Annotated in this window: 14 protein-coding genes and 1 pseudogene; 2 read left to right on the top strand and 13 right to left on the bottom strand. The window is 73.6% G+C overall.

Going from position 1 to position 18,092, the window contains the following annotated elements; all coding sequences use genetic code 11:
• Nucleotides 1–28 precede the first annotated feature (28 nt).
• From Asera_RS09275 to Asera_RS09245, 7 genes and pseudogenes are all read right to left on the bottom strand, one after another.
• Nucleotides 29–1,318 carry a S53 family peptidase gene (locus Asera_RS09275; RefSeq protein ID WP_051802297.1) on the bottom strand — a complete coding sequence of 430 codons (1,290 nt, stop codon included), beginning with the start codon at nt 1,316–1,318 and terminating at the stop codon, nt 29–31.
• Between the two features lie 170 nt (nt 1,319–1,488).
• On the bottom strand, nt 1,489–2,241 hold the full coding sequence (locus Asera_RS09270; protein WP_030446536.1) for a type III pantothenate kinase: 753 nt from the start codon (nt 2,239–2,241) through the stop codon (nt 1,489–1,491).
• Nucleotides 2,241–3,137 carry a carboxylating nicotinate-nucleotide diphosphorylase gene (gene nadC, locus Asera_RS09265; RefSeq protein WP_035296914.1) on the bottom strand — a complete coding sequence of 299 codons (897 nt, stop codon included), beginning with the start codon at nt 3,135–3,137 and terminating at the stop codon, nt 2,241–2,243. Before nadC ends, Asera_RS09270 begins: the two co-directional genes overlap by 1 nt.
• A 23-nt stretch (nt 3,138–3,160) precedes the next feature.
• Nucleotides 3,161–4,816, bottom strand: a complete 1,656-nt coding sequence (locus tag Asera_RS09260; RefSeq protein ID WP_084131622.1) for an L-aspartate oxidase — start codon at nt 4,814–4,816, stop codon at nt 3,161–3,163.
• Nucleotides 4,813–5,253: an aspartate 1-decarboxylase gene (gene panD / locus Asera_RS09255; protein WP_030446533.1), complete on the bottom strand. Its 441-nt coding sequence runs from the start codon at nt 5,251–5,253 to the stop codon at nt 4,813–4,815. The genes Asera_RS09260 and panD overlap by 4 nt, the downstream gene beginning before the upstream one ends.
• Nucleotides 5,254–5,333: 80 nt before the next feature.
• Nucleotides 5,334–6,179, bottom strand: a pseudogene (gene panC, locus Asera_RS09250) (pantoate--beta-alanine ligase); the annotation flags it as partial.
• On the bottom strand, nt 6,176–7,093 hold the full coding sequence (locus Asera_RS09245) for a Rossmann-like and DUF2520 domain-containing protein (protein ID WP_030446531.1): 918 nt from the start codon (nt 7,091–7,093) through the stop codon (nt 6,176–6,178). The pseudogene panC and the gene Asera_RS09245, both read right to left, overlap by 4 nt.
• A 337-nt stretch (nt 7,094–7,430) precedes the next feature.
• Here Asera_RS09245 and Asera_RS09240 point away from each other — a divergent pair, with 337 nt between their 5' ends.
• Nucleotides 7,431–8,468, top strand: coding sequence for an N-acetyltransferase DgcN family protein (locus Asera_RS09240; RefSeq protein WP_030446530.1), 1,038 nt, complete (start codon nt 7,431–7,433; stop codon nt 8,466–8,468).
• Between the two features lie 83 nt (nt 8,469–8,551).
• Here Asera_RS09240 and Asera_RS09235 read toward each other — a convergent pair whose 3' ends face one another.
• Nucleotides 8,552–9,217, bottom strand: a complete 666-nt coding sequence (locus Asera_RS09235; protein ID WP_030446529.1) for a response regulator — start codon at nt 9,215–9,217, stop codon at nt 8,552–8,554.
• Entirely contained in the window at nt 9,214–10,683 is a 1,470-nt protein-coding gene (locus Asera_RS09230; protein WP_244843809.1) for a sensor histidine kinase, read from the bottom strand. The genes Asera_RS09235 and Asera_RS09230 overlap by 4 nt, the downstream gene beginning before the upstream one ends.
• A 73-nt stretch (nt 10,684–10,756) precedes the next feature.
• On the opposite strand from Asera_RS09230, the gene Asera_RS09225 reads away from it, so the two are divergent.
• On the top strand, nt 10,757–11,749 hold the full coding sequence (locus Asera_RS09225; RefSeq protein WP_030446527.1) for an SAM-dependent methyltransferase: 993 nt from the start codon (nt 10,757–10,759) through the stop codon (nt 11,747–11,749).
• A gap of 169 nt (nt 11,750–11,918) precedes the next feature.
• Here Asera_RS09225 and Asera_RS09220 read toward each other — a convergent pair whose 3' ends face one another.
• The 4 genes from Asera_RS09220 to Asera_RS09205 form a co-directional block, all read right to left on the bottom strand.
• Nucleotides 11,919–13,808 (bottom strand): bifunctional metallophosphatase/5'-nucleotidase, encoded by a 1,890-nt coding sequence (locus tag Asera_RS09220; RefSeq protein WP_084131620.1) that lies wholly within the window; start codon nt 13,806–13,808, stop codon nt 11,919–11,921.
• Nucleotides 13,809–14,012: 204 nt separating this feature from the next.
• Entirely contained in the window at nt 14,013–14,888 is an 876-nt protein-coding gene (locus tag Asera_RS09215; protein WP_030446525.1) for a helix-turn-helix domain-containing protein, read from the bottom strand.
• A 65-nt stretch (nt 14,889–14,953) separates the two neighbouring features.
• A complete protein-coding gene (locus Asera_RS09210) occupies nt 14,954–16,735 on the bottom strand; it encodes a glycoside hydrolase family 36 protein (RefSeq protein ID WP_051802296.1) in 1,782 nt (593 codons plus the stop codon).
• Between the two features lie 12 nt (nt 16,736–16,747).
• Nucleotides 16,748–18,076, bottom strand: coding sequence for an ABC transporter substrate-binding protein (locus Asera_RS09205; protein WP_051802295.1), 1,329 nt, complete (start codon nt 18,074–18,076; stop codon nt 16,748–16,750).
• Between the last annotated feature and the right edge of the window lie 16 nt (nt 18,077–18,092).

Raw genomic sequence — 18,092 nt, 5'->3', positions numbered from 1 at the left:
CCCATCGGTCGACGTGGATCGGGGTTCGTCAGAAGGCGCCGGTGCCGTTCGGGGTGCCGAGGCCGGTCGGGCCGTCGTAGCCGGCCCCCGCGGTGCACAGGTAGCTGCCACCGCAGCTGCCGTTGTTGCCGCTCGTCACGTCGTGCAGCGCCGACGCGTGCGAGTACGGATACGACTGGTCGATCGAGCCGGTGTTGCCGGCCAGCGCGAACACCGACGCGATGATCGGCGACGAGGCGCTGGTGCCGCCGACCTGCACCCAGCCGTCCGCGCCCTGCGCCAGCCCGAGCGCCAGCAGCAGATCGCACCACGAACCGGTGCCGCAGCTGTTGTACGTGTCGTACACGGCGACGCCGGTGTTCGGGTCGGCCACCGCGGACACGTCGGCGACGCTGCGGTTCGCGCAGCCGCTGTCGTGCTGCCAGGACGGCTTCGCCTCCTGCGTCGAGCAGCCGGAACCGGCGCCGGACCAGGCGGTCTCGGTCCAGCCGCGGGCGTTGCTCGCGGTGCTCAGGCTGGTACCGCCGACCGCCGTGACGTACGGCGAGGCCGCAGGCCAGGACACCCCGTACCCGGAGTCGCCGGAGCTGGCGGTGATCGCCACGCCGGGGTGCTGGAAGTGGCTGTCCGCATCGAGTTCGGTGGCGTCCTCGGCACCGCCCCAGCTGTTGGAGACGGCGACGACGCCGCTCGCGGTGGCCGCGGTGTCCTCGGCCGCGCCGAGCGAGTCGATGTCCGCCGAGTTCGCCTCGACCAGCAGGATGTGGCAGGACGGGCAGACCGCGGAGACCATGTCGAGGTCCAGCGAGATCTCCTCGGCCCAGCCGTAGTCGCCGGCCGGCAGCGGGCTCGCGGCGCCGTCCTGGTTCACCTTGCGGAAGCAGCCGTTCGCGCTCGTGCAGGCCGGCAGCCCGTACGCGGCACGGTAGGTGGCGAGGTCCGCTTCGGCGGTGGGCGCGTCGTACGCGTCGACGATGGCCACGGTGCGGCCGGCGGCGTTGGCGCTGCCCAGGCCGTACGCGTCGACCAGCTGTGCCGGGGTGAGCCCGACGGTGGTGGGGCTGCCGGTGGTCGCCGGCGCGACCGGCCGGCCGGCGCGGGTGCGCACCCGGCGCGGTGCGAACCTGCCGAGGCAGGACATCCGGCCGGGTTGCGCCGTGGCGCAGCCGAACCCCCGGGCTCCGATCGTCCTGGTACCGGTGTCGGGGTGGGCCGGTGCGGCGGCGGCCGGGGTGGTGGCCAGGGCACCGGCGACGAGTGCGCCGGTGGCGGCCAGTACGAGCGCCAGTCGGCGCGGGCGAGTGGTGGTGTCGTCCATCCAGACTCCTTCAGAGTGGGGACCCGCCGTGAGGGCGGAGGGTCCGCAACTGGTGGAACACGTCCGGATGGATGGTAAGGACGACAAACCGCCGAAATCAATGCATGATCGTCGATCGGGTACCGATCAGTCTCCATCGCCGCAGGTCGGACGCAGCAGCCGGAGGCTCGTCAGACGTTCTTCGCGTGCACCAGGCGCAGGCCGATCAGGGTCAGGTGCGGCTCGTGGTGGGTGACGGTGCGGCACTCGCCGACGATCAGCGGCGCCAGCCCGCCGGTCGCCACCACCGCGCGCAGCTCGCCGACCTCGGCGGCGATCCGGCCGACGATGCCGTCCACCTGGCCGGCGAACCCGTACAGGATGCCGGACTGCAGCGCCTCGACGGTGTTCTTGCCGACCGCCCGCGGCGGCCGGGTCAGCTCCACCTTGACCAGCTGCGCGGCCCGCGCCGCGAGCGCGTCCGCGGAGATCTCGACGCCGGGGGCGAGCGCGCCGCCGAGGAACTCGCCGCGCGCGCTCACCACGTCGAAGCTGGTCGAGGTGCCGAAGTCGACCACCACCGTCGGCCCGCCGTACAGGGTGTGCGCGGCGAGCGTGTTCATCACCCGGTCGGTACCGACCTCGCGCGGGTTGTTGTAGGTCAGCTGCACGCCGGTGCGCACGCCGGGCTCGACCACCACCACCGGCACCTGCGGGTAGTACCCGGCGAACATCAGCCGCAGCTCGTGCAGTACCGCCGGGACGGTCGAGCAGGCCGCGATGCCGGTGATCTTCGCGCCGTCCAGCAGCCCGCGGATCGTCAGCGCCAGCTCGTCCGCGGTGTGCCGGCTGTCGGTCTTGATCCGCCACGACCGGGTCAGGATCTCCCCGTCGAACGTGGCGAGCACGGTGTTGGTGTTCCCGACGTCGATGGCGAGCAGCATCAGCGACCCCCGGTGTCGGCGTCGGTCGCCCGGGGTCGCAGGTCCATCGCGATGTCCAGGATCGGCGACGAGTGCGTCAGCGCGCCGACCGACAGGTAGTCGACGCCCGTCGCGCCGTAGTCGGCGGCCACCTCCAGGGTCAGCCCGCCGGTGGCCTCCAGCTCGGCCCGGCCGTCGACCGCGACGACCACCTCGCGCAGCAGATCGGTGGACATGTTGTCGCACAACAGGAAGTCGGCCCCGGCGCCGACCGCCTCCAACGCCTCGGCCACCGTGGTCACCTCGACCTGCACCGGCACGTCCGGGAACCGCTCCCGCACCCGCCGGTACGCCGCGGTGATGCCGCCGGCGGCGACCACGTGGTTGTCCTTGATCATCGCGACGTCGTACAGGCCCATCCGCTTGTTCGTACCGCCGCCCGCGCGCACCGCGTACTTCTCCAGGAAGCGCAGGCCGGGCGTGGTCTTGCGGGTGTCCAGGACGGTGGCGCCGGTGCCGGCCAGCGCGTCGGCCCAGCGCCGGGTGTGGGTGGCCACCCCGCTCGCCCGGCAGAGCAGGTTGAGCGCGGTGCGTTCGGCGGTCAGCAGCGCCCGGGCCGGACCGGCCACCTCGGCCAGCACGTCGCCGCGGCGCACCGCCGCACCCTCCGGTACCCGCGCCTGGAAGCTCGTCGCGCCACCCGAGGCGAGGTCGAACACCGCCGCGGCGACCGGCAGCCCGGCGACCACGCCGTCCGCCCGCGCGATGATGTCGGCCACGTCGAGCTGCTCGGCCGGTATCGTCGCCACGCTGGTCACGTCCAGCCCGTCCGGGCCGAGATCCTCGGCCAGCGCTCGCCGCACGGTGTCCGACACCAGGCCCGGATCCAGCCCGGCGGCGGCCACGTAGTCCACTATGGACTGTCCTAGTACGACGGTGGTCACCGCGACTCCTCGAAGGTCTGAGCGATCTGGCCGCCCGGTCCGATCGTGGCGACCAGGTGGCCCAGCCACGCCGGATCGGCATCGGCGAAGTCCTCCCGCCAGTGGCAGCCCCGGGTCTCCCGCCGGCTGGACGCGGCGGCGAGCAACGTACCCGCGACCGTCACCAGGTTCGTCGCCTCCCAGGCCGGTGCCGACGCGGGCGCCCGGGCCTCGGCCAGCTCGGCCACCTCGGCCGCGGTCGCGGCCAGCGAATCGCCGCTGCGCAGCACCCCGGCACCCCGGGACATCGTCTTCTGCAGCCGCTCGCGTACCGACGGGTCGACCGCCCACGCGGTGCCCTCGGTCGCGACCGGGTCCGCCTGTGGCGGCAGGTCCCGGGCCAGATCGGCGCAGATCCGGGCGGAGAACACCAGCGCCTCCAGCAGCGAGTTGGAGGCCAGCCGGTTCGCGCCGTGCACGCCGGTGCACGCCACCTCGCCGCACGCGTACAGGCCGGGCACGCTGGTGCGGCCGGACAGGTCGGTGCGCACCCCGCCCGGCGCGTAGTGCGCCGCCGGTGCCACCGGGATCGGGTCGGTCACCGGGTCGATGCCGGCCTGGCGGCAGAGCGCGGTGATCGTCGGGAACCGGCGCTCCAGCATCTCCCGGCCGAGGTGCCGGGCATCCAGGAACACGTGCTCGACCTGCTGCGCGAGCATCGTGCGGACGATGTTCTTCGCCACCACGTCCCGCGGCGCCAGCTCGGCCAGCTCGTGCCGGCCGAGCATGAAGCGGTTGCCGGCCGCGTCGACCAGGTACCCGCCCTCACCGCGCAGCGCCTCGGACACCAGCGGCTGCTGCGCCAGCTCGTCCCGGCCGCCGAGGTACAGCGAGGTCGGATGGAACTGGAGGAACTCCAGGTCGGTCACCGCGGCGCCAGCGCGCAGGGCGAGGCCCACACCGTCCCCTGTGGACACCACCGGGTTCGTGGTGGCGGCGAACACCTGGCCCATGCCGCCGGTGGCGAGCACCACCGCGCGGGCCAGGATCGCGCCGACGCCGTCCGAGCTGCCCTCGTCCAGGACGTGCAGGGTCACCCCGGCCGCCCGTCCGGTGCGGTCGGTCAGCAGGTCGAGCACCAGCGCGTGCTCCACCAGCTTGATCCACGGATCCCGGCGTACCGCGGCGTGCAGCGCGCGCTGCACCTCGGCACCGCTGGCGTCGCCACCCGCGTGCACGATCCGGTTCGCGTGGTGGCCACCCTCCCGGGTCAGCGCGAGCGATCCGTCGTCGTTGCGGTCGAACTCGGCGCCGAACCGGATCAGCTCGCGCACCCGCGCCGGCCCCTCGGTCACCAGCACGTCCACCGCGGCCGGATCGCACAGCCCGACGCCGGCGATGTGGGTGTCCTCGGCGTGCGCGGCGGGGGTGTCGTGCGGGTCCAGGACCGCCGCGATCCCGCCCTGCGCCCACCGGGTCGAGCCGTCGTCGATGCGCTCCTTGGTCACCACGGTGACCCGCAGCCCGGCCTGCCGGGCGTGCAGCGCCGCGGTCAGGCCGGCGACACCGGAACCGATCACGCAGACGTCGGTCTCGTCCGTCCAGCCCGGGTCGCTCGCGGCGAGCCGGTGCGGCACCGTCAGCTGCCGCACCGCCGCGGCCGGCGCGGTCACCGGGCGTCCACAGTGGACGCCGCGACCAGGTTGCCGGGCACCGGATCGCCGGCGATGCCGGCCGGTGCGGCGGCCGGATCGCTGCCCAGCTCGATGATCCGGTTGTCCCGGTCGACGTGCACCACGTGCGGGCGGTACTGCCGGGACTGCGTCTCGTCCATCGCCGCGTACGACATGATGATGACCAGGTCGTCCGGGTGCACCAGGTGTGCCGCCGCGCCGTTGATGCCGATCACGCCGGACCCCGGCGCACCGGGAATCACGTACGTCTCCAGCCGGGCGCCGTTGGTGATGTCCACGATGGAGACCTGCTCGCCCTCCAACAGGTCCGCCGCGGCCATCAGGTCGGCGTCGATCGTCACCGAGCCCACGTAGTGCAGGTCCGCCTGCGTCACCGTGGCCCGGTGGATCTTCGACTTGAGCATCGTTCGGAACATGGTCTCCCCTACTCCTGCGCCGTGGACGGCTTGTGGCCACCAGGGCCCGTCTTGGAACCCGCAGCCGGCCCGCGGGATTCTGAGTCAGGCCCCAAGTCGACGTGCAGGTTGTCGATCAGCCGGGTGGTACCGACGCGGGCGGCGACGAGCAGCCGCCCCGGGCCCACCTCGGGTGCCGGCCCCAGGTCGGGGCCGGTCAACGTCAGGTAGTCCAGCTCGACCGGCGCCGCGTCGAGCACCACCCGGGCCGCGGCGAGCGCCGCCACCGGGCCGCCGACCGCCGCCTCGGCGCCCGCCCGCAACGCCGCGGACAGCGCCAGCGCCGCATCCCGGTCGGGCCCGGACAGGTAGGAGTTGCGGCTGGAGCGGGCCAGCCCGCTCGGCTCCCGGATCGTCGGCACCCCGACGACCCGTACCGGTGCGGCGTCGGTACGCACGTCCAGGTCGCGCACCATCCGCCGGACCAGCGCCAGCTGCTGGTAGTCCTTCTCGCCGAAGAACACCGCGTGCGGCGCCGTCAGGTGCAGCAGCTTGAGCACGACGGTCAGCACCCCGTCGAAGAAGCCGGGCCGGCTCGCACCCTCCAGCTCGCGACCCAGCGGACCGGGATCGACCCGTACCGCCGGCGGCCAGCTCGGGTACATCTCCGCCTCGTTCGGCGCGAAGACGACGTCGACACCGGCCTGCTCGCTCAGCGCGAGGTCGTCGTCCAGCGGCCTCGGGTAGCGGTCCAGGTCCTCGTTCGGGCCGAACTGCAGCGGGTTGACGAAGATCGTCACCAGCACCGCGTCGCACTGCGCGCGGGCCGCCTCGATCAGCGCCCGGTGCCCGTCGTGCAGCGCGCCCATCGTCATCACCACCCCGACCACACCGGACAGTCCACTTCGGACCTTGTGCAGCGTGTCCTTGTCCCGCACCACGATCATGATCCGGTCCGATCCGTACGCTCGGCCAGCACGCCGAGCAGCGCCTCCGCATCGGTCGGCCGCAACCGGCCGGCCGCGATCGCCCGGTCGGCGGTGCGCCGGGCCAGGGCCAGGTAGGCGGCGACCGAGTCCGGCGCCTGCGCGCCGACCGCCGCGACGTGCCGCCGCACCGTACCGGCGTCGCCGCGGGACACCGGGCCGGTCAGCGCGGCGTCGCCCAACCGCAGCGTGTTGTCCAGCGCGGCGGACAGCAGCGGCGCGATCATCCGCTCCGGATGCACCACGCCGGCCTGGCGAAGCAGGTCGACCGCCTCGTTCACGAGCGTCACCAGGTGGTTCGCGCCGTGCGTCAGGGCGGCGTGGTAGAGCGGTCGGTGCTCCTCGGCCACCCACTGCGGCTCCCCGCCCATCTCCAGGACGAGCACCTCGGCCGCCGGCCGCAGCGGTTCGGGCGCGGTCACCCCGAACGACACGTCGGACAGCCGCTCCAGATCCTCGGGCCGGCCGGTGAACGTCATCGCCGGATGCAGCGCCATCGGCAGGCCGCCGTGCGCGAGAACCGGCTCCAGCACGTCGATCCCGTACGCCCCGCTCGGGTGCACGATCAGCTGCCCGGCTCGGAACGCGTCGGTCGCGGCCAGCCCCTCGACCAGCCCGCGCAGCGCGTCGTCCGGCACCCCGAGCAGCAGCAGGTCGGCGGACGCCGCCACCTCGTCGGCCGGCCGGATCGGGGTACCGGGGAGCAGCCGCTCGACCCGTGCCACCGACGCCGCCGACACGGCCGTCGCGCCGGACACCGAATGGCCGGCCCGGCGCAGCGCCGCGGCCAGCACCGAGCCCACCCGGCCGGCGCCGATCACCCCGACCGAGAGCCGCCCCGGCCGGTCCTGCGGACTCGGCCCGCTCGGGCTCACGGCCGCCTCCGCCCGGTGACCACCGCACCCCTCGCCGGCCGCCGGCCGGTCATTGCCATGTTCATCGAAGATCCAGTCCTCCTACAGGTACCGGTCACGGCAAGTATTGCCCGCCCCGGTGCGGGCCCGACACAGCTTGTGGCATCGTTCACGGGCCCGAGAATCCGGCCTGTGGGTAAGTTCTCATCGCGCTGGGCGTTCTGCGGCGGTTCCGGCGGTTCGCCCCCTGGGCCGAGTGCATCTGCGTGGCACACGCTCTAAGGTGTGCCCGACGCAGTTGGGCGGGAAGCACCGGCCGACGGCGCGGGACGGTGACGGAAGGGGCACAGCGGTGCGGATGGTGATCGACGCCGAGGGCGTCTTCGACGGCACGGGCCCCAAGCTCGCGCTCGGCGCGCTGCGGTACCGGTCGGACGACGTGGTGGCGGTGATCGACAGCGCGCACTCCGGCCGGACCGCCCGGGACCGTACCGGGGATCCGCGGGTGCCGGCGATCCCGGTCGTCGACGACCTGGACGCGGCCCTGCGGTACGGGCCGGACACGTTCGTCGTGGGCATCTCGCCGATGCAGTCGACGCTCCCGCCGGGCCTGCGTGATCGCATCCTCGCCGCGCTGGAGGCGAAACTCGACGTGGTCTGCGGGCTGCACCACCAGCTCGGCGACGACCCGGAGCTGTCCGCCGCCGCCGACCGGGCCGGCCGGCAGATCTGGGACCTGCGCCGGCCACCGCAGCAGGACGTCCGGGTCGGTACCGCGGGGAGCACCCACCGACCCGGCAGCCACACCGTGCTCGCCGTCGGCTCCGACTGCAACGCGGGAAAGATGACCACGATGGTCGAGCTCGACCGCGAGGCCGCCCGCCGCGGCCTGTCCTCCCGGTTCGTCGCGACCGGACAGACTGGCATCCTGGTCGCCGGCGACGGCGTACCGGCCGATCACGTGGTGGCCGACTTCCTGCCGACCCTGATGCACCAGCACGTGTGCGCGGCCACCGCCGAGCACGACCTCGTCTTCGTGGAGGGGCAGGCCGCCCTCAACCATCCCTGGTACTCCGGGGTCAGCCTCGGCCTGCTGCACGGCACCGCACCGGACGCCCTGGTGCTCTGCCACATCGCCGGCGCCCGCGACCTGGGCCACCTGCCGCTGCCGATCCCGCCGCTGCCGCAGGTGGTGGCGATGAACGAGGCGGCCGCCACCTGGGGCGGCGGGCCCGCCGCCCGGGTGGTCGCGATCGCGCTGAACACCGGCCACCTGTCCGAGTCCGAGGCGGCCGACGCGATCGCCGCGGCCACCGGCGAGACCGGGCTGCCCGCCGTCGACGTCTTCCGTTCCGGCCCCGCACCCCTGCTCGACGCGATACTCGCGGCGCGCTGACCGCGCCCGCCCCGTCGTCGCCCCGGCGCGGCGGCCGCCGCACCCCGCACGCGCTGCCCGCGCCGTCGCCGACGACGATGCGGTCAGGTGCCGGGGCGGACCAGGCCGGTCTCGTACGCGAAGACGACGGCCTGGACGCGGTCGCGCAGGTCGAGCTTGGTCAGGATCCGGCCGATGTGCGTCTTGACGGTCGCCTCGGCGACCACGAGCCGCTCGGCGATCTCGGCGTTCGAGAGCCCCTCGGCGACGAGCAGCAGCACCTGGCGTTCCCGCTCGGTCAGGGTGCCGAGGCGGGTGTCGGGCCGCGGCGGGGCGGTCAGTTCCCCGGCGAACCGGTCGAGCAGCCGGCGGGTGACCCGCGGCGCGACGACGGAGTCACCGGACGCGACGACGCGGATCGCGGTGAGCAGGTCCTCCGGCGGCACGTTCTTCAGCAGGAAACCGCTGGCGCCGGCGTGCAGCGCGGCGAACGCGTCCTCGTCGGTGTCGAAGGTGGTCAGGGCGAGCACCCGGGGGCGGTCCGGACGCGAGTCGGCGAGCAGCCGGCGAGTGGCCTCGACACCGTCCAGCAGCGGCATCCGCAGGTCCATCACCACGACGTCCGCGGCCACCCGGTCGAGCAGTGCCAGTGCCGCCGCGCCGTCGCCCGCCTCGCCGACGACCTCGATGTCCGGCTGCGCGCCGAGCACCATCCGGAACCCGGCGCGGACCAGCTCCTGGTCGTCGACCAGCACCACCCGGATCGTCATCGGAGTTGCTGCCCTTCCCTCGCCGGCCGTGCGCCGACCGTACCGTGCGGGGCCGGTTCGCCGGCCATCGAGCCACCCGGCGCGGCCCCGGGCGCGCCGGGCTCGGCCGGCGCGCCGAGGTCCGGTACCGCGGGGTCGGCGCGATCCGGCAGCGTGGCGCGGTCGCCAGAATCCGACGGCGAGGCGGCACCGCCCGGGCCCGACAGCGAGGCGGCGGGGCCGGGATCTGCCTCGGTGCAGGCCTCGCGCGGGGCCGGTGGTGTGGTCGCGTGCTCGGGATCCGGCGGGGAGCTGGCGTCGGCAGGGATCGGGAGGGTGGCGGTGACCTGCCATCCCGGGGCGCCGCGGCGCGGGCCGGCGGAGAACGTACCGCCGTAGACACCGACCCGTTCGCGCATGCCGAGCAGGCCGTGGCCGCCGGGCACCGGGTCCGGTACCGCCGAGTCGAGCGAGCCGCCGTCGAGCACGGTGACGGTGACCGATTCCGACCGGTACCGGATCTCCACGGTGGTGTCCGTGCCGGCGCCGGCGTGCTTGAGCACGTTGGTCAGCGACTCCTGCACGATCCGGTACCCGGCGAGTTCGAGGCCGTGCGGCAGCGGCCGGGGCCGGCCCGAGGTGGTCACCGCGACCCGCAGCCCGGCCCGCTGGAACCCGTCGAGCAGGACGGACAGGTCGTTGAGCCGCTCGGTCCGGCGGTCGGCGGCCGGGTCGTCGGCACCGCGGTCGCGCAGCACGGCGACCAGCCGGCGCATCTCGGCGAGCGCGCCGCGGCCGGTGTCGGCGACGGTACGCACGGCGTCCCGGGCGGTGGCCGGATCGCCGGCGAGCGCGTACGAGGCACCGTCGGCCTGGGCGATCATCACGGCGAGGCTGTGCGCGACCACGTCGTGCAGTTCCCGGGCGATGCGGCTGCGCTCGTCGGAGACGGCCAGCCGGGCCCGCTGGTCGCGCTCCTGCTCGGCGGTACGGGCACGTTCCTCCAGGCTGCGCACGTAGAGGCGGCGGGTGCGCAGCACCAGACCGGTCAGCCAGACCGGGATCGCCCAGATCAGCAGCGTGGCGCCGCGCCGGTACCAGGTCTCCGGCGGCGTGCCGTTGCCGATCAGGCCGAAGACGGCGCAGCCGACGACGACGGTCGCCGCGGCGAGCCACGCCCAGGCCATCCGGTCCGCGTACTTCACCACCGTGTACATCGCCAGCAGCACGGCGATGTCGTACGCCTGGATCCGGCCGGCGAGGATCAGCTGCAGCAGCCCGAGCACGCAGATGACCGCGAACGCCGGGACCGGCCAGCGCCGCCGCGGCAGCAGCGTGACGGCCATCCCGAACCCGATCAGGCCGCTCCACCACTCGCTCGCGAACAGTACGAAACCGGAGAAGGCGGCCACGATCGCCGCGGCGGACGCGTCGAACGCCACCGACCGAAGCGGCAGCCGGAAGGCCCGCCGGATCCACCCCAACACCAGTGCCACGGTACGTGCCGGCCCGCCCGCGCCGGAGCGGGCCGGCCGGCGGGCCGGGCGGCAGGATGGTGGGATGGCGGACACGGGCGCTCCGGTGCGGTGGCGGACGGCGATGGAGACGGCGCTGTACGGCGATCAGGGGTTCTTCACCACCGGCGCCGGGCCGGCCGGGCACTTCCGGACCAGCGCGCAGACGGTGCCGATGGCCCGCGCGATCGGCGCCCTGCTGGTACGGCTGGACGCGGCGCTCGGCCGACCGGCGCGCCTGGACGTGGTCGACGTGGGCGCCGGTGGCGGCGAGCTGCTGACCGCGCTCGCTGCGGGTACGCCCACCGAACTGGCCGGCCGGGTCCGGTACACCGGCGTCGATCTCGCACCGCGTCCCCGGCTGCTGCCGTCCCCGGTCGACTGGCGGCACGAGCTACCGGCACAGGTCACCGGGCTGCTGCTGGCCACCGAGTGGCTCGACAACGTACCGGTGGACGTGGCCGAGGCCGGGCCGGACGGGGTGCCGCGGCTCGTCCTGGTCGACCCGGCGACCGGCGCCGAGACACTCGGCCCGCCGCTGACCGGCCGGGACGCCGGCTGGCTCGACCGTCACTGGCCGCTGGCCGGGCCGGGGGCGCGCGCCGAGATCGGTCATCCACGAGACGACGCGTGGGCCGACGCCACCGCCCGGCTGGTACGGGGCGTCGCGGTCGCCGTCGACTACGGTCACCATGCCGGCGCCCGGCCGTACCCGGGCACGCTGACCGGCTACCGCGACGGCCGGCAGGTGCCGCCGGTACCGGACGGGTCGACCGACCTGACCGCGCACGTGGCCTGGGACTCCCTGCTCGCCCCGGGCGATCTGCTGGTACGCCAGCGCGAGGCGCTGCGCGCGCTCGGGGTCACCGGGGCCCGGCCGCCGCTCGCGGACGCGGCGACCGACCCGGCCGGGTACCTGCGCGCGCTGGCGGCGGCCACGCACGCCGCCGAAGTGACCGACCCGACCGGACTGGGCGGCCACCACTGGCTGCTGCGTCCGGCCGGCATCGACCTCGCCGACCTGGGCCTGCCGGCCTGACCCGAGGCCGCCTGCCCGCCCACGCGACACGAGCCGGTCACCGCCGACCCGCGAGCGGCCCGGCACGAACCGAACCTCCGCCCGGCGCACCGGCGGCCCGATTCACCGCCCGCCCCGCCGAGCGGCCCGGCACAGGCGGAGCGCGCCGCCGGCCGGACCGCCGGGTGGGTCAGCGGGAGCTGGGCTCGCCGGGTGGCTCGGGCCGGGCGTCCGACCCCGACCCGGTGGGCGGGGTGTCGGACGGCGCGTGCTCCCCGGTCGCCGACCGGGCACGGCCCAGCGCCGGCGGCGACACCACCTTGCGCAGCCGCAGGTACCGGATGAAGCCCTCGTGGTCGAGGCTGTGCCGCACCGCGTCGGTGTACTCGGTGAACGCCGGGTAGCCGTCGTAGGCGAGCACCGTGTACGCGTTGGTCGCGACCCGGTAGCCGCGGTCCGGGTCGAGCGGCGCGCCGTCGATCGTCACGGTCGCCGGATCGATGCGCTGCCCGACCGGCTTCGTCACGTCGTAGCGGTAGCGGACCTGGCGCGAGACCGCGACGGGCGCGTACTTCACGGAACCGTCGGGCTGGGTCTGCCACTGCTGCTCCAGGCCGCGGCGGAACGCATCGCCGGTCATCGTGACCGTGACGATCGGCGAGTCGAACCCGTACGCCCGCCATGCCGCGCCGTAGGAGATCACGCCGTCCTCGCTGGATTCCGTGGCGTACGGCAGATCGCCGGTCAGCGCGCTGCGCCCGACCGGCGGCAGCACCGGCAGGAACGCGAACTCGGCGGCGGCGCGCGGGCCGTCCTGCTCGGCGTCCCACTGGATGAAGTCGGCGACGAAGTTGCCGAGCGTGCTCTCCCCGTCGGCGTTCGGGGTGCGCACCAGATCGCCGGTCTGCCGGGCGATCGGGGTGGCGGCCAGCCGATCCGCGGCGGCCACCCAGTAGTCGACGATGTCCCGTACCTCCGGATCGGCCGGGACGTCCCGGGTCACCGCGTGGTTGGTGGCGCTGGTCAGCTCGCGGACGAACCGGCCGGACGACGGATCGAGCTTCAGGTTGACCTCGGTGACGAGCTGGCCGTTGCAGCCGGCCTCGGTGACCGGCCGCGGCACGCCGTCCGGTCCGGGCACCATCATGTTGAACCGGCAGTGCCAGTGCCCGGTGACGATCGCGGCGATGTCCGGGTCGGCCACCGCTGCGAGATCGAACGCCGGCCCGGTCGGGTTGGTACCCGCGTTGTAGTCGCTGCCGGCGACCCCGCCCTCGTGCATCACCACGATCAGCGCGTTGACGCCGCGGCGTTTCAGCGCCGCGGCCGACCGGTTCGCCGCGGCGATCAGGTCGGTGGTGGCGAGTGTCGGCTGGTACGAGCAGTTGAAGCCGGGGCCTTCCACGCAGCCTTCGACGGTCAGGTGGATGAAGCCGATCGGGATCCGGCGGCCGCGCCCGGCGTCCACGTACTCGATGTTGTACGCCGGGGCAACGAGCCGGTTGCCGTCCCGGTGCACCACGTTTCCGGTGTGGAACGTCCAGTCCGCGCCGTGGAAGCGCCGGCCGGTGGAGTCGACGAAGTCGACGAACGGCTCGTCGTACGGGTAACGGTGCCCGTCCTGCATGTGGTGCAGCAGGAAGTCGGTGCTCTTGTCGAGCTCGTGGTTGCCGACCGAGGAGAAGCGCAGCCCGAGCTTGTTGAGGACCTCGATGGTGGGCTCGTTGTTCTGCGAGTCGACCTCGTACGGCCAGCCGGAGAAGTTGTCCCCGGCGGAGCAGAAGATCGAGTTGGCATCGCTGCGCCTGATCCGCTTCAGGTGACTGGCGAGGTAGGCGACCCCGCCGACCCGGACCGTGGCGCCGCCGGCACCGGTGATGAGGCCACCGCTGCCGTCCGCCGGCGGCTGGAGGTACCCGTGCAGGTCGGTGATGTTCAGCAGCTGGACGTCGACGTATCCGTTGGTACTGGCCGGGTCCGCCGCAGCAGCCGTGGCGAGTCCGGTGCCGCCGACGGCGGTGGCGGCGGCGATGCCCCCGCCCGCGGCGAGGATCGTACGGCGACTGATCGGGGCGTGCATGGCTCTCCCGTCGTCCCGGGGCACCCCACGAGCCGTCAATGAGTCCACAGTGGACAATGAGGGGCCGGCTGGGAGGTGGTGTGCCGGGGCAGCACACGCCACGACCCTACGAGCGCCCGGCGGGCAGCCCCATAGCGTGTCGCGCTACGGTTTTGCCCGATGCTGCCGCCGTCGCCGCCAGCTTGCGGGCACGTCGCCGTGGCGTCACACCGGTTGGTGGCTGCGCACCCGGCTGCGGTAGGCCGTGGGCGACAGCCCGTACCGGGCGTGGAACTGCCGGCTGAAGTAGTACGGAGAACAGAACCCGGTGTCCGCGGCGATCCGGCCGACGGCGCGGTCGGAGAACTCCAACAGCGACGCGGCCTTGCGCAACCGCACCGCGAGCACCACGTTCACGATCGAGTCGCCGACCTCGCGGCGGAACAGGTGGGACAGCCGGGAGGCGGACAGTGCGACGTCCCGGGCCAGTTCGGCCACCGTGACCGGACGGGCCGGGTCGGCGACGATCCGGTCCAGCACCTGCTGGATCCGCGGGTCCAGCATCTGCGTCCGGCGCTGCTCGTGCACCACCGCGGCGAGCAGCAGGATCTCCTCGATCGCGTTCAGCGCCAGCTCGGTGGCGAAGATGCCGGTCCGGCTGCGCGGCGTCTCCACCACCCGGCCCTCCGGCGCGTGCACCGTCGCCTTCGTCGCGTTGCGGTGCACGCGTTCGAACGCCCCGACGGCCTCGCGCAACCGGTCGCCGGTGCCCAGCCGGGTCAGGCTGAACCCGGGCGCCAGCTCGGGCAGCCGCAGCCACGAGAACCACGCCGTCCGCGGCTGGAAGTGCGCCCACCAGTAGCCCCACGGCGGGCCGTCCGGCGCCGCCCGGTAGTGCTGCACCGCACCCGGTGCGATGACCACCAGGTCGCCCGTCTCGATCGTCACGTGCCGGCCGTCGGCCCAGTAGTCGCCGCGGTTCGCGACCGTCAGGCTGACCATCCAGTTGCGGGCGCCGTTCTCCCGGTACACGGTGAACCCCGGCGTCTCGTCGAACCGACCGGCACACAACAGATCCGGCGCCGGAACCTCGGTGTACACCGCCGCTCCCTCCCACCGGTACGCCCGCCCCGTCGCCGGGGCGCGCCACCGTGCCGCCGCGACCGTCAGCCGACCGCGAGCTCCACCAACCCGGCCCGGGGTACCGCGAGTCTCGTCAGGCCGGGCGACAACGCTGTCGCCGGCAGCGGCAGCGGATCGCCGCAGTGATCGCGCACCGAGGTCACCCGCGCACCGTTCGCCGCCGCCACGTCGACCACCAGGCCCTCCGAGCCGGTGGCGTTGACTAGTATCACCGTCGGGGGGTCGGTGTCGTCAACGGTGACCGGCAGCTTCGCGTAGGCGGCGACGATCGTCTCGCCGTCACCCCGGGCCCGGACCACCGGGTACGCGAGGTCCGGGCGGGACGGTTCGATCGCCCCGACGACCAGGGTCTGCGAGTGCGCGGTGTGGAAGCCCAGCCAGTGCGACAGCATCCGACGATGCTCGGCCGGCAACTCGGACAGCTCCACCGACACCTGCGGCACGCTGAACAGCGCGCACAGCAACTGCTCCGCGGCATACACCGCGGATCCGGTGGGATTCCACAGGATCGGGTCCGAATGCACGGTACGACCGGGCAACAGCAGGCGCACGTCGAGTGTCCGGGTCCGGTTGTCGACGATGTCCATCGGGCAGTCCGCGGCGCGGAACAGGTTGCCGTAGCGCTGCATCGCCGGCCCGGTGTAGTTCTGCCGGAACTCCAGCAGCACCGTCGACCGGCGCTTCGTCAGCTCGGCCCGCAGCTCGGTGAGCCAGCGCGCGACCGCGCTCTCCACGTCCGGTACGTCGGTGCCGGTCCCGGCCGGCGGCGGATCGGCGACCAGCCAGGCGTCCAGGAAGTCGAGCTTGAAGCCGTCCACGTCGGTGCCGTCCAGCAGGCGCGCGCACACGTCGGTCAGGTGCGCCCGCACCTCCGGGTAGCGCGGGTCGAGGATGTCGGCGTCCTGCGCGGACAGCGAACCCAGGGTGCGGTCGGCGAACCGGGCTCGGGCCGGGCTACGCCGGCCGAGCAGCGGCGGCGCCAGCCACAGCAGGTAGCTCAGGCCGGCCGACCGCACCCGCGCCACGTGCTCGGCCAGGCTGCCCATCTTGCCGGCCGCCACCTCCCAGTCACCGCAGTACCAGTAGCCGCGGGAGGTGTCGTCGGTCTGCCAGCCGTCGTCGACGATCAGCGCACCGAACCCCAGCGCGCGAGCGTCCTCGGCGGCCCGTTCGATCCGATCCGCGGTCAGCTCCTGATGCATCGAGTACCAGGTGCAGTAGGTCGGCGCGCGACCGGCCGGCGGCGCCGGCATCGGCGGTTCCGGGAGCAGTTCGTCCCACCACGACGCCACGTCGGCCAGCACCGACCAGTACGGCAACCGGCGCCGGTCGACCCGCAGCACCACCGGATCCTCGGTACCGGACAGGGAAATCCGCACCGTGCAACGGAACCGGGCCGACTCCTCCCGGATTCCCTCGCGCCGCACCTGGATCCGGTGCGAGGTCTCGGACAGCGACCAGCACGCCACGTTGCGGTCCGCGGCGTCGACCAGGGCACCGACCGGCGCGGACCGCAGCAGGCTCACCGACCGCCGGGACCCCCACTCCGCCGGCAGGTGCCGGCGTTGCGCGTAGTCCGGCTGCCAGTACACCGTCGCATCGTCGGCCGGTACGTCCCAGTCGATGTCCAGCGTCCCGGCGCCCGGCGGCGCGGTGACGCGAACCTCCAGTACGTCCGGTGCGGCGGTGACGATCGTCGCCTCCGGCTTGCCGGAATCGGCATCGAGGTGCAGCCGCATCCCGTGAACGTCGAGCGAGTCCACGGGGGGCGGCGCGGTGGTGAGGGTCACCGGGTCGGTCGGCATGCGCGACTACCTTTACTTGGTGGCGATCTGCTGGTTGAGCTTGCTGACGAGGCCGCGGGCGGTGGCCGGGACCGGCTTGCTGCCCTGGAACATCGGCTGGAAGGTGTTGTCGATAGTGGTCTCGCAGGCGTTCCAGGCGGGTGTCTCCGGCAGCAACGTGGTGGGCCCGGTCGCCGCCTGCCGGAACGGGCCGAAGTCCTGCCCCTTGCCCTGCCAGTAGTCGAGGTAGGACTGCCCCTCGGACTTCAGCGCCGGCCAGACGTAGCCGCCGGATCCCATGATGTGTTGCGACTCGGCCGACGCGAACCACTTGACGACCTCCCAGGCCGCCTTCTGGTTCCGGCCGGTCCTGGCCAGCGCGAACGAGAGCCCGTTGACGTTGTTGGCCGCGCCCTCGGGCCCGGACGGGAGGTTGGTGACGCCGACGGTGAACTTCACCTTCGGCGCGATGAACGGCAGGATCGCGTTGACGCACGGGTACATCGCGACCTGCCCGCGGTTGAACAGGTCGAGCGCGGAGCCGGCCGACGGCGGGAACGCCACGTGCCACTTGTTGATCAGATCCGACTGCCACTGCAGCGCCTGGATCGCCTTCGGCTGGTCGAAGGTGAACGTCCCGAACGGCTTGTCCATGAAGGTCCCGCCGTTCTGCGGGATCCAGTTCAGGTACTGCGTCTGGTTGTGGTTCTCGGCGCAGAAGCCCCACTGCTTGACGTGCTTCGGGTCGAAGCCGGCCTGGTCCGGGTGCCTGCCGTTCTCGTCCACGGTCAGCTTGCGCGCCAGCGCGAGCAGCGTGCCGGAGCCGTCCGGCGCCCAGGTCAGCTGGCCCGGGTGGGGCAGCCCGGCCGCCTGGAACAGGTCGGCGTTGTACACCATCCCCGTCACGCCGAAGTCGGCCGGCATCCCGTACTGCTTTCCCTGGTGCCGGTACGAGTCGACGACCTGCGGGTAGAACGCCGACATGTCCACCGAGTCCTGCTTGATCAGGTCGGTCAGGTCGACCAGCACGCCCTGGGTGGCCAGCTCGGGAAAGTAGGAGACGGTGTTCCAGAAGATGTCCGGCCCCTTGCCGGCGGCCACCTCGGTGGTCAGCTTCGACCAGTACTGCGGGTAGGGCAGCTGCTCGACCTTGACGGTGATGTCGGGATGCTTCCGGTGGAAGGCCGCCGCGGACTTCTCGTAGCCGGGCTGCTGGGTCTCGTCCCAGATGCGGAACACGACCGTGCCCTTGCCGTTGCCCTTGCCGCCGCCGCTCGCGCCGCCGCCGCAGGCGACCAGTCCCAGCGCCGCGGCACCGCCGGTCATCGCGGTGAGCACCGAGCGCCTCTGCCATCCGTGCATGGTGCAGTCTCCTCGG

It is taken from the genome of Actinocatenispora sera (assembly GCF_018324685.1).
Lineage (GTDB): Bacteria > Actinomycetota > Actinomycetes > Mycobacteriales > Micromonosporaceae > Actinocatenispora > Actinocatenispora sera.
The sequence above is the reverse complement of the archived record's forward strand: the minus strand, read 5'-3'. Positions and strand labels throughout refer to the sequence as shown.

Bases quoted from the DNA above. Each gene is read 5' to 3' on its own strand.
- Asera_RS09270 (WP_030446536.1), bottom strand. From the start codon at position 2,241: ATGCTGCTCGCCATCGACGTCGGGAACACCAACACCGTGCTCGCCACG.
- Asera_RS09235 (WP_030446529.1), bottom strand. From the start codon at position 9,217: ATGACGATCCGGGTGGTGCTGGTCGACGACCAGGAGCTGGTCCGCGCC.
- Asera_RS09275 (WP_051802297.1), bottom strand. From the start codon at position 1,318: ATGGACGACACCACCACTCGCCCGCGCCGACTGGCGCTCGTACTGGCC.
- Asera_RS09210 (WP_051802296.1), bottom strand. From the start codon at position 16,735: ATGCCGACCGACCCGGTGACCCTCACCACCGCGCCGCCCCCCGTGGAC.
- panD (WP_030446533.1), bottom strand. From the start codon at position 5,253: ATGTTCCGAACGATGCTCAAGTCGAAGATCCACCGGGCCACGGTGACG.
- Asera_RS09220 (WP_084131620.1), bottom strand. From the start codon at position 13,808: ATGCACGCCCCGATCAGTCGCCGTACGATCCTCGCCGCGGGCGGGGGC.
- Asera_RS09205 (WP_051802295.1), bottom strand. From the start codon at position 18,076: ATGCACGGATGGCAGAGGCGCTCGGTGCTCACCGCGATGACCGGCGGT.
- Asera_RS09225 (WP_030446527.1), top strand. From the start codon at position 10,757: ATGGCGGACACGGGCGCTCCGGTGCGGTGGCGGACGGCGATGGAGACG.
- Asera_RS09240 (WP_030446530.1), top strand. From the start codon at position 7,431: ATGGTGATCGACGCCGAGGGCGTCTTCGACGGCACGGGCCCCAAGCTC.